Genomic DNA, 17462 nt, shown 5'->3' on the forward strand with positions numbered 1-17462 from the left:
GAGGCGGTGATGGCGGAGTGTGCCGAAAAACCGTGGGGCTGTCCAGTGGGCCTGGCGAAGGGGATTCAGGGCCTGGACAGCCGTCCTGCTCGCTCCAATGCCGCCTTGAGCGAGCTGGCGGAGGGCTCTCCCTGTACGCGTAGATCGCCTCGTTCTCCGCTGGCGTCGAAGAACAGAAGCGTCGGCGGGCCGAACAGCCCATAGCGCGAAAGCAGGCCGCGGGCGTCCTCGGAGTCGTCGGTGAGATCGAAGCGTACCCGCTCGAAGCCCTCGAGCAGCGCGCTGATCTCAGCGCGGGGGAAGAGCTCTGCCTCGATGCGCTTGCAGCTCACGCACCAGTCGGCGTAGAGGTCGACCAGCAGTGGCCTGCCGGCCTCTCTCGCGCGCGCCGCTGCCGCGTCGAGTTCGTCAAGGCGTGTGATGGTGGCGAAGCTCGGCGCCTCGGTCGCAGCCATCGACCGCTCGCTGCCGACGCCCGCCAGCGGGCGCAGCGGGTCGTTTTGCCCCATCGCCGCGCCGATCACGCAGGCGCCGGACCAGAGCGCCAGGGCCAGGGCCAGGGCGCGCAGCAGCGGCGCGGTGGTGCTTTCCAGTGCGCCGAGGGCGAGAGCCGTGGCGATGCCGAGTACGCCCCAGCCACACAGTACCAGCGAGCCCGGCAGCCAAGTGGAGACCAGCCACAGTGCGACCCCGAGCAGGGCGATGGCGCAGAGCATGCGCACCCGTTCCATCCACATGCCCCGATTTGGCAGGATGCTGGCGCCGAACACGCAGACCAGGATCAACGGCACGCCCATGCCGAGGCCGAGGACGAACAGCGCAAGGGCGCCGTGGGCCGCGTTCCCGGTGGTCGAGAGATAGGCGAGGATGCCGGCGAGCGGCGCCGACAGGCAGGGGGTGACGATCAGCGTCGATACCGCGCCGGCGAGGATCAGGCCGCCGGGGCCAAGCCGGCGCAGCCGCTCCTCCAGCGCGCTGATCCGATTGCCGAATCCCGTGCTGGGCGGTCGCAGCCAGTCGAGCGTCCAGGCGGCGAGGAGGACGAAAACCGCGGCGAAGGGCACCACTACCCAGGGCGACTGCAGCCGTCCCTGCAGATTGAAGCCGGCGCCGAGCAGGCCGATCACCAGGCCGAGCAGGGTGTAGGCGGCGACCATTCCGCCGACGTAGCAGCAGGAGAGCGCGAGCGCGCGCCGCCGCGAGGGCGCGCGACCGACGACCAGGGCGGATACGATCGGCAGCATCGGCAGCACGCAGGGGGTGAAGGTGAGCCCCAGTCCGGCGAGGAACAGAAGGCCCAGTCGCCACAGCGAGATGCCATCGTCGCGCTGGGCGGGCGCGGTGGCCGGCTCGGCCGGGAGCGGTGCGTCGAATACCGCCGGACGCTCGCCGAAGTCGACCGCGAATGTGCGCCGTTCGGGCGGGTAGCAGAGTCCCGCCTCGGCGCAGCCCTGGTACTCGAGGGTCAGCTGCAGCGCGCCGGAGGCCGGGGCCCGTTCGAGCGGAACGCTGAACTCGAGGCGCTGGTGAAAGACGTTGACGTCGCCCATGTAGGGATCGGATTTGAACTCGCCGACCGGCAGCGCCGGTTCACCGAGTATCACATCCGGCTGGTCGCTGCTCACCGCGATGCGATGGCGATAGAGATAGTAGCCGGGCTCGATCTCGGCCCCGAACCAGACCCGCTCGCCTTCGCGCCATGCGTGGAGCCTGAAGGCCCGGTCGACCGGAAGGAAGCCGTCGCGCTCGCCGTCGAAGGTGCGGGGGCCGGCGCTCTCGCTCGCGAGGTCGCTCATCGCACCCTGGGGGTTGGCGTCTTCAGTGAATAGCGAAGAGGCCTGGACGGGGGCAAGGCCGAGCAGCAGGATCAGGCCCAGCAGCAGGGGCGCGAGGTGGCGCATGTCGAAACCTCGAGGCACGGCGAAAGGGCTTGGCGTCATCGTTGGTCCATCGTCGGCGCGGCAGGTGGCGCTTCGCCGGGGCGGGCGCCATCCTGCGCCCCTGTCGTCAGCCTACCAGCCGGTGGACGAATCGAAGGGGCGACGACGCAGGGGAGGTCAAAAAGCTCAGGGAAGCGCATGGCTTCCCTGAGGGGGACACGGAGATGGCTAAGGGCTCAGGCCTGGTCGGCGTCGAACGCTTTCTGGGCCTTGACGATCGCCTTGCGGGCCTCGTCGACATCGCCCCAGGAGTCGATCTTGACCCACTTGCCTTTCTCGAGGTCCTTGTAGTTCTCGAAGAAATGCGCGATCTGCTGGCGCAGCAGCTCGGGCAGGTCGTGGATGTTCTCCACCGCGTCATAAAGCGTGGACAGCTTGCCGTGGGGCACGCAGACCAGCTTGGCATCTTCGCCGGCCTCGTCGGTCATGTGCAGCACGCCCAGGGGGCGCGCGCGCACCACGCTGCCCGGTTGCACCGGGTAGGGGGTGACCACCAGCGCGTCGAGAGGGTCGCCGTCGTCGGCCAGCGTCTGGGGAATGAAGCCGTAGTTGGCCGGATAGAACATCGGCGTGGCCATGAAACGATCGACCATCAGGCAATCCAGGTCCTTGTCGACCTCGTACTTGATCGGCGAGTGGTTGGCCGGGATCTCGATCACTACGTAGAGATCGTCGGGAAGGCTCTTGCCGGCTGGAATGGCTTTGAAACTCATCGATGGGTCCTTGATGAACCTAGGTTGTCTTTCAATACGCTGGGCAGAGTATACGAACAGGCCCAGGGGATTACCAACCCGCCGCCACCGAGGCAGCTTTTTGAGATAATCCGGCATGTCGCTCTGCGCTGAATGGGCTTTTATGGCAAGCTCTGGAGCTACGGTGATATCTCGCGCCGGCGCCCTCGCGGCGCTTGGACGATCGAATTGGAACGAGGGAGCGTTCGGGACGTGGCAAGCGATCTAGCACTCAGTGTCGGGCAGGCCTTCGTCACCTCCGAACGGCGCCACCATCGTTCATCCATGGCCACCCAGGTGCCCGATGGCGAGCTGCTCGCCGGGCGCGGCGCCTGTGCGGTGATCGCCGACTCCCCGTGGCGCAACGCGATCGCGCGGCAGGCTGCGGATCTCGCCGTGCGCGGATTTCTCGCCGATTACTTCTCGACGCCGCTGGATTGGAACGTCAAGCATGCGGCCACCCGCGTGCTGCGCGCGCTCAACGGCTGGTGCTACAGCCAGAGCCGCTTCGTCTCCGGTGGCAGCTACGTCAGCGCGTTCTCGGGGCTGATCCTGCTCGAGGACCAAGGGCATCTGTTCCATGCCGGCGACACTTTGGTGTTTCGCCTGCGCGGCGCCGAATTCGAGCAGCTCACCCGTGACCACGTCACCGACCTCGGCGGCTACCGCTATCCTTCCCGGGCGCTCGGCATGGACGCCAGTCTCGACATCGACTATCTCAACCTGCCGCTGGCCCAGGGCGATCTGTTCCTGTTCACCACCCAGGCGATGCGGGGTACGCTTTCGCCGAGCGACTACGTCCAGTTGATCAGCCAGGATGCGAGCGATCTCGACGGCGCCTGCGAGCGGCTCGCCGCCCGGGCGGTGGAGATGGCGAGCCTGCGTGGCTACGGCGCCGAGGCGCTGTGCTTCCAGCTGGTGCGTATCGATCGGCTCGGCAGCAGCGTCGCCAGCGCCTCCCGCGGTGTTCTGGGCGATGGCCTGGAGCCGCCCGGTGAGCTCGAAGTGGGCGACGAGCTCGATGGTTACTGGGTCGAGGAGGTGCTGGCGCGCACCGACAGGGTGAGGGTCTATCGGGTGCGCGACGCCGCGAGCGGCGAGCGCTTGCTGCTCAAGGCACCGAGCCCCCAGCTGTCTGAGCGCAGCGGCTATCTGCGCCACTTCGTCTACCAGCGCGATCTGGTCAAACGGCTGCGCTCGCCGTTCGTCAACCGTTTGGTCGAGTTCAAGCGCCCGCCGACCCGTTACTACTATCTGATGCGCTTCGTCGAGGGCGAGCTGCTCGGCGACTGGATCCGTGGGCACGTCGGCGCTGGGCTCGAGCAGCGCCTGGACATCGCCCGGCAGCTGACCAAGGCGGTCGGCGCGTTGCACCGGCGCGAGGTGATCCACCAGGGGGTGCACCCCGACGCCTTCATCGTCGACCAGCATGGCCAGGTGGTGCTGATCGACTTCTCCTCGTGCTGCGCACGCGACACCGATGCCACCGCGGCGGTGGCGCTGGCGCGCGAGGTCGGACTGTCTGCGTTCAGCGCACCCGAGTATGCCCTCGACGGCGAGGTGGGACGGCGCAGCGATCAGTTCTCGCTGGCGGCGCTGATCTACTGGCTGCTGAGCTACTCCGACGCCAGCGAACGGGGAATGAAGGCTCGCCTGGGCCTCGCCCAGGGCAGTGACAGGGGCGGGCACTTGCCGTTCGAGACCCCGATGCAGAGCCTGCGCACCGAGATGGACCTGGAGACGCTGCACTACCGGCCGGTAAGCCGGCTGGTGCCCGAGGTGCCGGAGTCCCTCGACCTGGCGCTCAAGCGTGCGCTGTCGCCACGCCGCGAGCTGCGTTTCCGGCGCCTCTCCGAGCTGCTGGTGGCGCTGCGCGCGGGGCACGATCCGGCGCCGCGTGCCGGAGGGGCCTGGCGTCAGGTGCGCCAGGTGAGGCAGTGGCAGCTGATCGCCACGGTGCTGCTGGTGATCCTGCTGGTCAACTGGTGGCTCGGCTAGCCCGCTGCGCCGGCCAAAGCGGGGCCCAGCCGATGCGCTCGGGAGGGCCCCGTCGGAGCTTGCGGGCTCGTGCCCAGTCGGGCTAGATCGAGAACGGCGGCAGCTTGGGTGCCACCAGCGCTCGTTTGAGCTCGGCGACCTTGGGCAGGCCATTTTCGTAAGGCGGGTAGGCTTCGCCCGCGATCAGCGCAGCGAAGTAGCGCCGTCCGGCCTCGCTGATGCCGAAGCCGTCCTCGCGCAGGTATTCCGCCGGCATCATTTTCTCGCGGTTGGCGATCTCCTCCAGCGGCGCATCGAACAGCTCCCAAGCGTAGGGCGCATCGCTCACCCGCCGGATCGCCGGCATCACCGCGTTCTTGCCCTCCAGCGCGCATTCCACCGCGCGCACCCCGACCGCATAGGCCTGGTCGACATCGACCTGCGAGGCGATATGGCGCGCGGCGCGCTGCAGATAGTCCGCTACCGCCCAATGGTACTTGTAGCCGAGCTCCTCCTTGACCATCCCGGCCAGTACCGGGGCGACTCCGCCGAGCTGGCTGTGGCCGAAGGCATCGACCAGTCCGGTATCGGCGAGGAACTTGCCTTCGGCGTCGCGCACGCCTTCGGAGGCGACGATCACACAGTAGCCGCAGCGCTCGACGGTCTGCTTGACCTTGGCCATCACCTTGGCGCGGTCGAACGCCACTTCGGGCAGCAGCACCAGGTGGGGCGGCTGCTCCTCTCCTTCGCCGGCCAGGCCCGCGGCGGCGGCGATCCAGCCGGCGTGGCGGCCCATCACCTCGAGGATGAACACCTTGGTCGAGGTGGAGCACATCGAGGCGACATCGAGCGCGGCCTCGCGGGTCGATACCGCGACGTACTTGGCCACCGAGCCGAAGCCGGGTGAGTTGTCGGTCAGCGGCAGGTCGTTGTCGATGGTCTTGGCGACGTGGATCGCCTGCAGCGGATAGCCCATGCGCTCGGAGAGCTGGGAGATCTTCAGGCAGGTGTCGGCGCTGTCGCCTCCACCGTTGTAGAAGAAGTAGCGGATGTCATGGGCCTTGAACACTTCGATCAGGCGTTCGTACTGGGCGCGGTGGGTGTCGATCGATTTCAGCTTGTAGCGGCAGGAGCCGAACGCGCCGCCCGGGGTGTGGCGCAGCGCGGCGATCGCTTCGCTGCTCTCCTGGGAGGTGTCGATCAGCTCCTCGGTGAGCGCGCCGATGATGCCATTGCGTCCGGCATAGAGGGTCTGGATCCGGTCACTGTGGCGGCGACAGGTCTCGATCACTCCGCAGGCGCTGGCGTTGATCACGGCGGTGACGCCGCCGGATTGGGCATAGAAAGCGTTGTAGCGCTTGGTTTGGGTCATGTGTCTCTCTCGTCGACTGTGTCGCGGGTCGCGTCCGCTGCGTTCACGCCTCCCCTGCTCGGTGGGGAGTACGCGACGGCGGCTTCTTGGTCGGCGGCAGCTCGAAGCGCCGCCCTCGCATCATACCCAAACCGGGGCGCGCTGACAGTGAAGGCGCGTAGCACAACCTCCCAGCGTCATGGCCAGGTGTACTAACCCGTGCCGGCGCCTCCCGGCCTTCGAAGCCGCTAGCCGTCATGTTAGGCTGCGCGCTCGATCGGTCATCTGGTACGGGACTCCATTCATGCACGTCCATATCCTCGGTATCTGCGGCACCTTCATGGGCAGCCTCGCCCTGCTCGCGCGAGCGCAGGGGCACCGGGTCAGCGGCTCCGATGCCAATGTGTATCCGCCGATGAGCCTGCTGCTCGCACGCGAGGGGATCGCGTTGACCGACGGCTATCGAGCGGCCAACCTCGATCCGGTGCCCGACCTGGTGGTGATCGGCAATGCGATGACCCGGGGCAATCCCGAAGTCGAAGCGGTGCTCTCGCGTCGTCTGCCCTACGTCAGCGGCCCGCAGTGGCTGCGCGAGTCGGTGCTCGGCAGTCGCCCGGTGCTGGCGGTGGCCGGCACGCACGGCAAGACCACCACGGCGAGCATGCTGGCCTGGATCCTCGAATGCGCGGGGCTCGCCCCGGGCTTCTTGATCGGCGGCGTGCCGGGCAACTTCGAGCTCTCCGCCCGGCTCGGCGATGCGGCGGCGCCTTTCGTGGTCGAGGCGGACGAGTACGACAGCGCCTTCTTCGACAAGCGCTCCAAGTTCGTCCACTACCGTCCGGACATCGCGGTACTCAACAACCTCGAGTTCGACCATGCGGACATCTTCGACGACCTGGCGGCGATCGAGCGTCAGTTCCATCACCTGGTCCGCACCGTGCCGGCGAACGGCCGGCTGCTGGTCGCCGACGACGAGCCGGCGCTCGACCGGGTGCTGGCACGCGGCTGCTGGACGCCGGTCGAGCGTTTCGGCGAGCGTGAGGAGTCGCCCTGGAAGCTGCGTCTGGAGAGCTGCGACGCCAGCCGCTTCACCCTGCGCGGCATGGGCCAGCAGGCGAGCATCGATTGGGCGCTGAGCGGCGTTCACAACGTGCGTAACGCCTTGGCGGCGTCGGCCGCCGCTGCTGCGATAGGGGTAGGGCTTGCGGCCAGTGCTGCGGCGCTGGCTGCCTTCCAGCCGCCGCGCCGGCGCCAGGAGCTTCGTGGGGAGGTGGACGGGATCGGGGTGATCGACGATTTCGCCCATCACCCCACTGCGATCAAGCTCACCCTGGAGGGCATGCGCGCAGCGCTCGGACGCCATCGCGCCGGGGGCGGGCCGGGCAGGCTGCTGGCGGTGATCGAGCCGCGTTCCAATACGATGAAGCTTGGCGCGATGCGCGAGCGCCTGGCGCAGAGCGTGGACGCCGCCGACCGGGTCTACTGGTACCAGCCGCCAGGGCTCGGCTGGTCGCTAGACGAAGTCGCCGCGCAGTGCCGTCCGCCCGCCGAGGTGCACAGCGAACTCGACCGGCTGATCGCGGCGCTGGTCGCCGAGGCTCGTTCGGGCGATCGGATCGTGGTGATGAGCAATGGCAGCTTCGGCGGGCTGCACGAACGGCTGCTGCGGGCGCTCGAGGCACGCTGAGCTCCGCCAGAGCACCGCATGAGCGCCACCCGCCCGGGCGAGTGGCGCTTTTTCGTGCGCTGGTGTTCAGGCCTGGGGCAGGAGCAGCATGCGCGCCAGCAGCAGCACGATCGAGAGCCCGAGTACCCAGGGCCAGTGCTGCCACGACAGCTGCTGCTTGGCGTGGTACTGGTAGCTGATCCGCACCGCCGAGCAGACCATCAGGCCGACCAGCGCGCCGCCGATCAGATCGCTCGCCCAGTGGACCCCGTAGGCGAGCCGCGATATCGCCATCAGCATGATCAAAAGCGTCGCCGCCCAGTAGGGCCAGCTGCGCAGGCTGTGCGGCAGCCGCTGGGCGACGAAGGCCGCGGCCAGGCCGTATACCACCACTGCGGCGGAGGTATGGGCGCTGGGATAGGAAAACGAGTTGGCGAGGTGATCCGGCGTGTCCGGACGGACGCGCTGGATCACCTGCTTGAGCACGGTGTTGAGCAGGCTGATCAGGCCGAGTGCGAGCATCCAGTGGAGCAGCGCGGCGTAGTAGCGTCGATACAGCCACCACACAAGCCAGGGCAGGGTGAAGGCGGCGATGCCGTAGGTGTCGCCGATCAGATCGAAATGGCTGGCGATGGACAAGGGCCAGCCGAGCTTGGCCAGCTCGATGAACATTGCCTGGCCGCGCAGGTCCATCACCAGCGGCTCGCGGCCGTGGAGCAGTACCACCCCGGTCCAGACGATGAACAGCAATCCCGTCGCCAGCAGCAGCGCGAAGGAGGCCAGCGGCGGCTCGCGGCCAGGAAACCTGCCATTGAGCCGGCGCCACAGCCGGCGCCCGGCGTTGCTCTGCCGGGCCCAGCCCAAGGCGCTGCGATAGCCGATGCCGGGACGATCGAACAGCCTGCGCAGCCAGGAAAAGGTAAGTATCGCCAGCAGCGTGACGAAGGCGAACTCGATCAGCCACACCATGGTGTCGTGGGAGAGTGCGAGGTTCGCGCTCCAGGCCTGGCCCAGGTAGTAGCCGGGAAGGATGTACAGCGGCGCCCAGCCCAGCGCCGAAAGCGCGTTGACCAGCGCGAAACGGCGCTGCGGCATGCACATCATGCCGGCGACCATCGGGATGATCGGCCGTACCGGGCCGACGAAGCGACCGAGCAGCACCGAGAGCGTGCCGTAGCGATGGAAGAACAGCTGGCCGCGTTCCAGCCACTGTGGATGGCGATTCAGCGGCCAGAGCTTGGGAATCCGATGACGCTGGCTGGCGCCCAGCCAGTAGCTCAGGCCGTCGCCGATGGTGGCGCCTAGCGCGCCGCTCAACAGCACCAGCGGTACCGAGAGCTGGACGCTGCCAGCCAGCGAGGCCGCCATGGTCATCATTACCGCGCCCGGCAGGATCAGCCCGATTATCGCCAGCGACTCCAGCGCTGCGAGAATGCCGATGAGCAGCAGCAGCGCCCAAGGGGTCTGGGTCAGCGGCTCGACCCAAGCGACCAAATTCATCCGTGTCCTCCCGCGATCCGATCGAAGGCCTCGTGCTCCGGCGCAAGGGCCGCCGGGCGAGGCCGCCAGAGTGTAGCCGAATAGACGCCTTTGCGTCCTGACCGGGGATGAAGGCCGGCGGGGTGTTTTTGTGCCGCCCGTTGGAGTGGCTTATAGTGGCGCGATCCAAGCACCGTCGCCGGTCCGGCGCCGGTATCTGACGCGATTCGGAGCATCGGATGTCACATCACCTCGAATCATCCTCCTCGCAGGCGTCCATCGAACTGGTGCGCTACATGCAAGCGCTTGGCGCTCGCGCTCGCACCGCCGCGAGCGTACTGGCGCTGGCCGACAGCCGGCGCAAGAACGCCGCGCTCGCCCACATCGGCGAGCGACTGGAGGCCGGTCGCGAGGCGCTGAAAGCGGCCAACCGCGAGGACCTGGAGCTCGCCGGTGAGCGCGGCCTCGCCAGTGCGCTGCTCGATCGTCTCGAACTCACCGACGCCAGGATCGATGCGATGATCCAGGGGCTCGCCACGGTCGCCTCGCTCGATGACCCGGTCGGCGCGATCGATGGGTTGAAGCGCCGTCCCAACGGCCTTCGGATCGGCAAGATGCGCGTGCCGATCGGGGTGATCGGGATCATCTACGAGTCGCGTCCCAACGTCACCGTCGATGCCGCCGCGCTGTGCCTCAAGTCCGGCAATGCCTGCATCCTCCGCGGCGGCTCGGAGGCGAGCCGCTCCAACGCGCTGATCGGTGAGTGCGTCAGCCTCGGTATCGAGGATGCCGGTCTGCCGCGAGAGGCGGTCCAGGTGGTCGGCACTTCCGATCGCGCGGCGGTGGGCGAGCTGGTGCGGATGCGCGAATCGATCGACCTGATCATTCCACGCGGCGGGCGCTCGCTGATCGAGCGGGTGAGCGAAGAGGCGAGGATCCCGGTGCTCAAGCACCTGGATGGCAACTGCCACGTGTTCGTCGATGCCAGTGCCGAGCTCGAGCGGGCGCTGGAGATCGCCTTCAATGCCAAGACCTATCGCTACGGCATCTGTGGCGCGATGGAGACGCTGCTGGTCGATGCGCCGATCGCCGAGGCGTTCCTGCCGCGGATCGCCGCGCGGCTTATCGACCATGGTGTCGAGCTGCGGGGCTGCGCGCGCGCGCGGGCGCTGGTGCCTTCGATGCTGGCGGCGAGCGATGAGGATTGGTACACCGAGTATCTCGGTCCGACCCTGGCGGTGAGGGTGGTGGATGGCGTCGAAGCGGCGATCGAGCACATCAATCACTACGGTTCGCACCATACCGATGCGATCGTCACCGAGCATCTGGCGCGCAGCGAGCGGTTTCTCGCCGCGGTCGATTCGAGCTCGGTGATGGTCAACGCGCCTACCTGCTTCGCCGACGGCGCCGAGTACGGCCTCGGCGCCGAGATCGGGATCTCCACCGACAAGCTGCACGCCAGGGGCCCGGTCGGCCTCGAAGGGCTGACCACCCAGAAGTACGTGGTGCTGGGCGAGGGGCAGCTGCGTGGCTGAGCCGAGGGTCGCGATGCTCGGTGGCACCTTCGACCCGGTTCACATCGGGCATCTGCGTTCGGCGGTGGAGCTCTGCGAGGCGCTGGCGCTCGATCGTGTCCACCTGGTGGTCAACCGCCAGCCGCCTCATCGTGCGACGCCCGGTGTATCCGCGCGCGATCGTCTGGCGATGGTCGCCGCGGGGGCAAGCGATACGCCGGGGCTCGTCGTCGACGATCGCGAGATCGAGCGCGATGGACCTTCCTATTCGCTCGCCACGCTCGAGTCGCTGCGCGCCGAGTATGGCGAAGAGGCCCGCCTGGTGATGGCGATCGGCATGGACGCTTTTCGCCATCTCGCCGAATGGTACCGCCCGGAGGCGCTGTTCGAGCAGGCCCACGTGGTGGTGATCGAGCGCCCCGGCGCTTCGTTCACTCCCTCGGCGGCGCTCGCCGCGTTGATCGAGCCGCGCCGCTGCGACTCGATCGAGTCATTGATGGCCAAGCCGCACGGCGGCTTTCTCCATTTGCCGCTGCCGAATCCGATCAAGGTCTCGGCGACCGAGCTGCGCGAGCGGATCGACAGCGGGCGCTCGATTCGCTTCCTGGTGCCCGAGGCGGTAGAGCGGCTGATCGTTCAGCGCGGGCTCTATCGCCACGGCGGCGCGGGTCGATGACAATCTCGGTCGTCGAGGGGGCGTTCGCCCACGCTTGAGGGTAGAATGCATCCCTTCACTCGCGGACCTCTCTGGTCCGCGCTTAAAACTGCCTCAAGGGGCTCGCCTCAATTCGATGGTTAACATGCAGACAGATGCGCTTTCTTCACTGGTCACCGATGCGCTCGAGGAACTCAAGGCGCAGGAAATCGTCGAACTCGATGTCGCCGAGCTGACCAACGTCACCGACGTGATGATCGTCGCCAGTGGTACCTCTAGCCGCCACGTCAGCGCGCTCGCCGGCAATGTGGTCGAGAAGGCCAAGCAGCAGGGCGTGATGCCGCTCGGCGTCGAAGGCCGCAACGGCGCTGAATGGGTGCTGGTCGATCTCGGCGACGTCGTGGTCCACGTGATGATGCCGGAGACTCGCAAGCTCTACGATCTCGAGAAGCTCTGGAGCGACCTGCCGGTTGACCGGGGCGACGCGCGGCGGTGAAGCTTCGCGTCCTCGCCGTCGGCACGCGGATGCCCGGCTGGGTCGTCGAAGGGGTCGAGGAGTATCGCAAGCGGATGCCACGCGAGTGTCAGCTTGCGATCGAAGAGATTGCTCCCGGGCCGCGCGGTAAGAATGCCGACGTCGCCCGGGCGATCGCCCAGGAGGGCGATCGCATGCTGGCCCGGCTCGATGGCGATCTCCAGATCGTCGCTCTCGATGTCCAGGGGCGCCCCTGGAGCACGCCCGAGCTTGCTACCCGACTCGACGGTTGGAAGCTCGACGGCCGCGACGTGGCGCTGCTCATCGGCGGGCCGGACGGCCTCGATCCGCGCTGCCTGGCGCGTGCCGAGGCGCACTGGTCGCTGTCGCGGCTGACGCTGCCGCATCCCCTGGTGCGCGTGGTGCTCGCCGAGCAGCTCTATCGCGCCTGGACGCTGTCGATCGGCCACCCTTATCACCGCTGACCGCGCAAGCCCATTTCGCGCGTTGGCCGAGACATCTGGCGTGTGTTGACGATGTACCGACTGCCACCGATCTTCTCCCACCGTACTGGGAAGCATCCTGCCGATGGGTAATGGTTTTCTGCGCCGCCTGCGCAATGGCGGGAGTCGGCCTTCGCAGATCAAGGATTCCGCCGCCGAGGTGAGCCTGTTCCGGCGCCGCTGCTTCGCTGCGGTTGCGCTGATCGTGGTGCTTACCGGGGTGCTGGTCGCGCGGATGGTGTTCCTGCAGGTCTACCAGCACGAACTGTTCGCCACCCGCTCGGAGAACAACCGGGTGCGCGTCGAGCCGCTGCCGCCGACGCGCGGGTTGATCTACGATCGCAGCGGGGAGCTGCTGGCCGAGAACCGGCCGACCTACAACCTGATGCTGACCCGTGAGCAGGCCGGCGACGTCGGCCGGACGGTCGAGCTGCTGGTCGAGGTGCTCGGCCTGCCCAGTGAGATGAGCGAGACCCTGCTCGAGCGCTCGCGCCAGCGCCAGCGGCCGTACCAATCGGCGCTGCTGCTCAGCGATCTCAGCGAGGGCCAGATCGCCCGGCTCGCGCTCAACCGCTATCGGCTGCCCGGTGTGGAGGTCGAAGCCCAGCTGCTGCGCTACTATCCGCAGAGCGTGGTGATGTCCCACGTCCTCGGCTATGTCGGGCGGATCAGCCAGGAGGATCTCGAGCGGCTCGATTCGAGCAACTATGCCGGTACCCACTTCGTCGGCAAGAGCGGGGTCGAGCGCTTCTACGAGGACGTCCTGCATGGGCAGGTCGGGCTGCGCCGGGTCGAGACCAACGCTCGAGGGCGAGTGCTCGGGGAGATCGATCGTACCGCGCCGATCAAGGGCAAGGACCTGACCCTCACCGTCGACAGCGGGCTCCAGCAGCTCGGTGCCAAGCTGCTGGACGGGCGGCGTGGAGCGATCGTCGCGATCGAGCCGAAGACCGGAGCGATCCTGGCGATGGTCTCCTCGCCCGGCTTCGATGCCAACGCCTTCGTCACCGGGATCAGCCACGCCGACTACCAGAAGCTGCAGAACGACAAGGACCTGCCGCTCTACAGCCGGGCCTACCGCGGCGAGTACCCGCCGGCCTCGACGGTCAAGCCGTTCATGGCGCTGGCCGGGCTGCAAAGCGGAGTGATGCGCCCCGGCGACACGATCTTCGATCCCGGCTACTACCAGCTGCCCAACGACCCGCACCGCTATCGCAACTGGCAGCGCTGGGGACACGGACGCGTCGACATGCACCGGGCGCTGCTGGTCTCCAACGATACCTATTTCTTCGATCTTGCCCATTCGCTCGGCATCGACCGGATCTCCACCTTCATGCATCGCTTCGGCTATGGCGAGAACTATGCGCTCGACGTATGGGGCGCACGCAGTGGGCTGATGCCGAGCCGCGACTGGAAGCGTGGGCGCTACAACCAGGCCTGGTATCCCGGCGAGACGCTTTCCGCCGGGATCGGCCAAGGCTATTGGCTGGCGACGCCGTTGCAGATGGCTTCTTCGGTCGCGGTGCTCGCCAACCGTGGTAAAGCGGTGCGCCCGCATCTGGTCGCGGCGATCGGCGACCAGGAGATCCTTCCACCATTCCCGGACTCTCCGGAGGACGTCGAGCTCGATGACCCGCGCTGGTGGGACCTGGTGATCCAGGCGCTCAAGGACGTCGCCGACAGCTCCCCGGTGCTCAGCCAGGGTCGCCAATACACCATGGCGGGCAAGACCGGCACTGCGCAGGTGTTCACCGTCGCCCAGGACGCTCGCTACGACGCCGCCGAGGTCGCCGAGCGGCTGCGGGATCACGCCCTGTTCACCGGTTTCGCACCGGTCGAGGATCCAGAAATCGCGGTCTCGGTGATCGTCGAGAACGGCGGTTGGGGCAGTCGGGTGGCGGGGCCGATCGGCCGTGCGATGATCGACGCCTGGATGCAACCGGGCGCTGATCACGAGGTGAAGATTCCCGGACGGGACGACGGCCATGACCTATGATGCGTGCGCCATCCCAGGGCGCGGAGGGGAGTCTGCATGATCAGTGGATGGAAACGCAGCTACCGGCGGCGTCGGGAGGGGGCGTGGCGATTCGGCTGGAACGCCTTGCATCTCGATCCCTGGCTCCTGTTCGCGCTGCTGTTGACCATGGCCGGCGGCCTGGTGGTGCTCTACAGCGCCTCGGGTGAGGTGGTCGAGCGGGTCGAAGCGCAGTCGCTGCGCTTCGTCGGTGCGCTGGTGGTGATGGCGGTGATCGCGCAGATCCCGCCGAGCACGATGATGCGTTGGACCCCGGTGCTCTACGTCACTGTGACGCTGCTGCTGGTCGCCGTCGACGTCAGCGGCTATCACGCGATGGGCGCTCAGCGCTGGCTCGAAATACCCGGGTTCGGCCGCTTTCAGCCCTCCGAGCTGATGAAGCTGGTGATGCCGATGACGCTTGCCGCGTTCCTGGCTCGCCGCCCATTGCCGCTGTCCTGGAAGGACCTGGGCATCTGCCTGGTGCTGATGCTGATCCCGGTGGCGCTGATCCTCGAGCAGCCTGATCTGGGTACCGCGATGCTGGTGATGTTCGCCGCCGGCTTCGTGATCCTCTTCGCCGGTCTCTCCTGGCGGCTGATCCTGCTCTGCCTGCTGGTCGCCGCCGCCGCATTGCCGCTGATGTGGCTCTACATGCACGACTACCAGCGCCAGCGGGTGTTGACCTTCATCAATCCCGAGAGCGACCCGCTCGGGGCCGGCTGGAACATCATCCAGTCGAAGACCGCGATCGGCTCTGGCGGGGTGTTCGGCAAAGGGTGGATGGACGGTACCCAGTCGCAGCTGCAGTTCTTGCCCGAACGGCACACCGACTTCATCGTCGCGGTGCTGGCCGAGGAGTTCGGCCTGGTCGGCGTCTGCCTGCTGCTGCTGTGCTACCTGATGATCGTCGGCCGGGGCCTGGTGCTGGCAGTGCGTGCCCAGGACACCTTCGGTCGGCTGCTCGCCGGCAGCCTGGTGCTTACCTTCTTCATCTACGTGGTGGTCAATATCGGTATGGTCAGCGGGCTGTTGCCGGTGGTCGGCGTGCCGCTGCCATTGATCAGCTACGGCGGTACCGCCAGCGTGACCTTGCTGGCGGGCTTCGGTATTCTGATGGCGATCGGCACTCACCGTAAGTTGTTGCCGCGATAGGATTACTGGTCAGCAATCGCCAGGGACAGCACCCGCCGGTGCGGCGCCGCCGTGCAGGCAAACGATTCAGGAGAGCAATAGGTGACGATCGACCTCCGGGCCGCCCCGGCGACACCCCTTCGCAGCCGTATCGGGCTATTCACCGCGGCACTCGTCGCCGCCTGCATCGCACCGCAGGCCTTGGCTGCCGACTACGACCCGGCGAGCCGTCCCGAGGTCGCCGAGATGGTGCGCAAGCTGGCCGGAGAAGGGTTGGACTCCGCCGAGCTTTCGCGGGTCATGACCGATGCCCGGCGTTCGCAATCGGTGCTCGATGCGATGTCGCGTCCGGCCGAGCGGCACCTGCGCTGGGACCAGTATCGCCAGATCTTCATCCAGCCGGCCCGGATCAGCCGCGGCGTGCAGTTCGTCGCCGAGCACCTCGACGCCTTCGAGCGTGCCGAGCGGGACTACGGCGTGCCGCGGGAGGTGATCGCTGCGATCATCGGTATCGAGACCGACTACGGTCGGGTCACCGGCAACCACCGGGTGATCGATGCGCTGTCGACGCTGGCCTTCGACTATCCGCCGAGGCAGCCATTCTTTCGCAAGGAGCTCGAGGCATACCTGACCCTGACCGAGGAGCAGGGACTCGATCCACTGTCGTTCAAAGGCTCCTACGCCGGAGCGATGGGCTATCCGCAGTTCATGCCTTCGAGCTACCAGGCCTACGCGGTCGATTTCGACGGCGACGGGTTGCGCGATCTGTGGCGCGAGCCGGTCGACGCGATCGGTAGCGTGGCCAACTATTTCGCCGGCCACGGTTGGGTCCAGGGACTCGCTGTGGCGGCGCCGGCGCGGGGACCGGCGAGCCCTCCCGAAGGGGTCGAGGTCAATTCGATCGAGCGTCCGGTCCAGCGTATCGCGTCGCTCGCCGATCACGGCATCGTCTCCACCGCTGAGCTGCCGGCAGACCTGCCGGTGACGCCGATCGCGCTCGACTTCGCCGATGGGCACTACGAGTACCTGCTCGGTACCGAGAATTTCTACGTGATCACTCGCTACAACCGCAGCCACCTTTATGCGATGGCGGTGACGACGCTGGCGGAGTCGATCAAGGAGGCGCTCGAGCGGCAATGAAACCGACCCCTTCGATCAAAGGCTGCGGCGCGCTCGCCTGTGTCCTCGTCCTGCTCGGTGGCTGTGCCAGCGGCGGCGGCGGCGGGCGCTACGCTTCGAGCCAGGATGCCTATCCCACGGATGGGCGCGATCTCTCCCAGGTGCCCGATGCGGTGCCCAAGGTCGAACCGCTCGCCGCCAGCGGCAACCGGCCGGTCTACCAGGTGCTCGGCAAGAGCTATCGGGTGATGAGCGATGCCCGTGGGTATTCGGCCACCGGGATCGCCTCCTTCTATGGCACCAAGTTCCACGGCTACGACACCGCCAGCGGCGAGCGCTACGACATGTACGCGATGTCGGCGGCCCATCGCAGCCTGCCGCTGCCGACCTATGCCCGGGTGACCAACCTCGACAACCAGCGCAGCGTGATCGTCAAGGTCAACGATCGCGGGCCCTTCCATGACGATCGGCTGATCGATCTTTCCTATGCCGCGGCCTATCGTCTCGACGTGCTGGCCCATGGCACCGCCAGGGTCAAGGTCGAGGCGATCGATCCGGCCAGCTGGCATGGCGAGCAGGACGTTCGCCGGATCGCCTCGACATCGGTGTCGCCCCCGGCTGCACCGCCGAGCGCCGGGATCGATCGCAGTGCCCCGAGCGGCGCACCGATCTTCCTTCAGGTAGCGGCGCTGGGCTCGGCGCAGAACGCCGCGCGGCTGCGCGATTCGTTGCAAAGCCGTCTTTCGCAGCCGGTGCGCATCAGCGAGAATGGCGCGCTACACCGGGTGCAGGTTGGTCCCTTCACCGATCCGACCGCGCTCGAGACGGTGCGCGCAAGGCTCGCGGAGGCGGGCTACTTGGATCCGCTGCTGGTCAACGGCAGTGGTTGAGGTGGCCTACTATG

General features: G+C 67.4%; 14 protein-coding genes. 10 read left to right on the plus strand and 4 right to left on the minus strand.

Annotation, left to right across the window (positions count from 1 at the left end; genetic code table 11):
* Positions 1 to 65: 65 nt before the first annotated feature.
* Together dsbD and ppa are read right to left on the minus strand one after the other, a co-directional pair.
* Positions 66 to 1940 (minus strand): protein-disulfide reductase DsbD, encoded by a 1875-nt coding sequence (dsbD, locus tag Q376_RS0103415; protein WP_081803376.1) that lies wholly within the window; start codon positions 1938 to 1940, stop codon positions 66 to 68.
* Positions 1941 to 2116: 176 nt separating this feature from the next.
* Positions 2117 to 2653 carry an inorganic diphosphatase gene (gene ppa / locus Q376_RS0103420; protein ID WP_027349115.1) on the minus strand — a complete coding sequence of 179 codons (537 nt, stop codon included), beginning with the start codon at positions 2651 to 2653 and terminating at the stop codon, positions 2117 to 2119.
* Positions 2654 to 2956: 303 nt separating this feature from the next.
* Between ppa and Q376_RS0103425 the strand changes: the two genes are divergently transcribed.
* Positions 2957 to 4669: a bifunctional protein-serine/threonine kinase/phosphatase gene (locus Q376_RS0103425; RefSeq protein ID WP_245598898.1), complete on the plus strand. Its 1713-nt coding sequence runs from the start codon at positions 2957 to 2959 to the stop codon at positions 4667 to 4669.
* Positions 4670 to 4751: 82 nt separating this feature from the next.
* On the opposite strand, the gene Q376_RS0103430 is transcribed toward Q376_RS0103425, so the two are convergent.
* Complete coding sequence (locus Q376_RS0103430; protein ID WP_027349117.1) at positions 4752 to 6020, minus strand: 6-phosphofructokinase; 1269 nt, start codon at positions 6018 to 6020, stop codon at positions 4752 to 4754.
* Positions 6021 to 6303: 283 nt separating this feature from the next.
* On the opposite strand from Q376_RS0103430, the gene mpl reads away from it, so the two are divergent.
* Positions 6304 to 7686 carry a UDP-N-acetylmuramate:L-alanyl-gamma-D-glutamyl-meso-diaminopimelate ligase gene (mpl, locus tag Q376_RS0103435; RefSeq protein WP_027349118.1) on the plus strand — a complete coding sequence of 461 codons (1383 nt, stop codon included), beginning with the start codon at positions 6304 to 6306 and terminating at the stop codon, positions 7684 to 7686.
* A gap of 66 nt (positions 7687 to 7752) precedes the next feature.
* Here the strand turns inward: mpl and Q376_RS0103440 are convergent, their stop codons facing one another.
* The gene (locus Q376_RS0103440; RefSeq protein WP_027349119.1) at positions 7753 to 9165 is read right to left on the minus strand and encodes a bifunctional DedA family/phosphatase PAP2 family protein; all 1413 of its coding nucleotides are present in this window, start codon (positions 9163 to 9165) and stop codon (positions 7753 to 7755) included.
* A gap of 218 nt (positions 9166 to 9383) precedes the next feature.
* Here Q376_RS0103440 and Q376_RS0103445 point away from each other — a divergent pair, with 218 nt between their 5' ends.
* The 8 genes from Q376_RS0103445 (at position 9384) to Q376_RS0103480 (ending at position 17448) form a co-directional block, all read left to right on the plus strand.
* The gene (locus tag Q376_RS0103445; protein ID WP_052364914.1) at positions 9384 to 10679 is read left to right on the plus strand and encodes a glutamate-5-semialdehyde dehydrogenase; all 1296 of its coding nucleotides are present in this window, start codon (positions 9384 to 9386) and stop codon (positions 10677 to 10679) included.
* Positions 10672 to 11334, plus strand: coding sequence for a nicotinate-nucleotide adenylyltransferase (nadD, locus tag Q376_RS0103450; RefSeq protein WP_027349121.1), 663 nt, complete (start codon positions 10672 to 10674; stop codon positions 11332 to 11334). Before Q376_RS0103445 ends, nadD begins: the two co-directional genes overlap by 8 nt.
* 124 nt (positions 11335 to 11458) lie before the next feature.
* Positions 11459 to 11809 carry a ribosome silencing factor gene (rsfS, locus tag Q376_RS0103455; RefSeq protein ID WP_027349122.1) on the plus strand — a complete coding sequence of 117 codons (351 nt, stop codon included), beginning with the start codon at positions 11459 to 11461 and terminating at the stop codon, positions 11807 to 11809.
* Positions 11806 to 12273: a 23S rRNA (pseudouridine(1915)-N(3))-methyltransferase RlmH gene (gene rlmH, locus Q376_RS0103460; RefSeq protein WP_027349123.1), complete on the plus strand. Its 468-nt coding sequence runs from the start codon at positions 11806 to 11808 to the stop codon at positions 12271 to 12273. Before rsfS ends, rlmH begins: the two co-directional genes overlap by 4 nt.
* Before the next feature lie 103 nt (positions 12274 to 12376).
* A complete protein-coding gene (mrdA, locus tag Q376_RS0103465; RefSeq protein WP_052364916.1) occupies positions 12377 to 14287 on the plus strand; it encodes a penicillin-binding protein 2 in 1911 nt (636 codons plus the stop codon).
* 36 nt (positions 14288 to 14323) lie between these two features.
* On the plus strand, positions 14324 to 15460 hold the full coding sequence (rodA, locus tag Q376_RS0103470; RefSeq protein WP_027349125.1) for a rod shape-determining protein RodA: 1137 nt from the start codon (positions 14324 to 14326) through the stop codon (positions 15458 to 15460).
* Between the two features lie 81 nt (positions 15461 to 15541).
* On the plus strand, positions 15542 to 16579 hold the full coding sequence (mltB, locus tag Q376_RS0103475) for a lytic murein transglycosylase B (protein WP_245598895.1): 1038 nt from the start codon (positions 15542 to 15544) through the stop codon (positions 16577 to 16579).
* A complete protein-coding gene (locus Q376_RS0103480; RefSeq protein WP_043446018.1) occupies positions 16576 to 17448 on the plus strand; it encodes a septal ring lytic transglycosylase RlpA family protein in 873 nt (290 codons plus the stop codon). The genes mltB and Q376_RS0103480 overlap by 4 nt, the downstream gene beginning before the upstream one ends.
* Positions 17449 to 17462 lie beyond the last annotated feature (14 nt).

It is taken from the genome of Halotalea alkalilenta DSM 17697 (assembly GCF_000621205.1).
GTDB lineage: Bacteria > Pseudomonadota > Gammaproteobacteria > Pseudomonadales > Halomonadaceae > Halotalea > Halotalea alkalilenta.

Bases quoted from the DNA above. Each gene is read 5' to 3' on its own strand.
- dsbD (WP_081803376.1), bottom strand. From the start codon at position 1,940: ATGACGCCAAGCCCTTTCGCCGTGCCTCGAGGTTTCGACATGCGCCAC.
- ppa (WP_027349115.1), bottom strand. From the start codon at position 2,653: ATGAGTTTCAAAGCCATTCCAGCCGGCAAGAGCCTTCCCGACGATCTC.
- Q376_RS0103425 (WP_245598898.1), top strand. From the start codon at position 2,957: ATGGCCACCCAGGTGCCCGATGGCGAGCTGCTCGCCGGGCGCGGCGCC.
- Q376_RS0103430 (WP_027349117.1), bottom strand. From the start codon at position 6,020: ATGACCCAAACCAAGCGCTACAACGCTTTCTATGCCCAATCCGGCGGC.
- mpl (WP_027349118.1), top strand. From the start codon at position 6,304: ATGCACGTCCATATCCTCGGTATCTGCGGCACCTTCATGGGCAGCCTC.
- Q376_RS0103440 (WP_027349119.1), bottom strand. From the start codon at position 9,165: ATGAATTTGGTCGCTTGGGTCGAGCCGCTGACCCAGACCCCTTGGGCG.
- Q376_RS0103445 (WP_052364914.1), top strand. From the start codon at position 9,384: ATGTCACATCACCTCGAATCATCCTCCTCGCAGGCGTCCATCGAACTG.
- rsfS (WP_027349122.1), top strand. From the start codon at position 11,459: ATGCAGACAGATGCGCTTTCTTCACTGGTCACCGATGCGCTCGAGGAA.
- mrdA (WP_052364916.1), top strand. From the start codon at position 12,377: ATGGGTAATGGTTTTCTGCGCCGCCTGCGCAATGGCGGGAGTCGGCCT.
- rodA (WP_027349125.1), top strand. From the start codon at position 14,324: ATGATCAGTGGATGGAAACGCAGCTACCGGCGGCGTCGGGAGGGGGCG.
- Q376_RS0103480 (WP_043446018.1), top strand. From the start codon at position 16,576: ATGAAACCGACCCCTTCGATCAAAGGCTGCGGCGCGCTCGCCTGTGTC.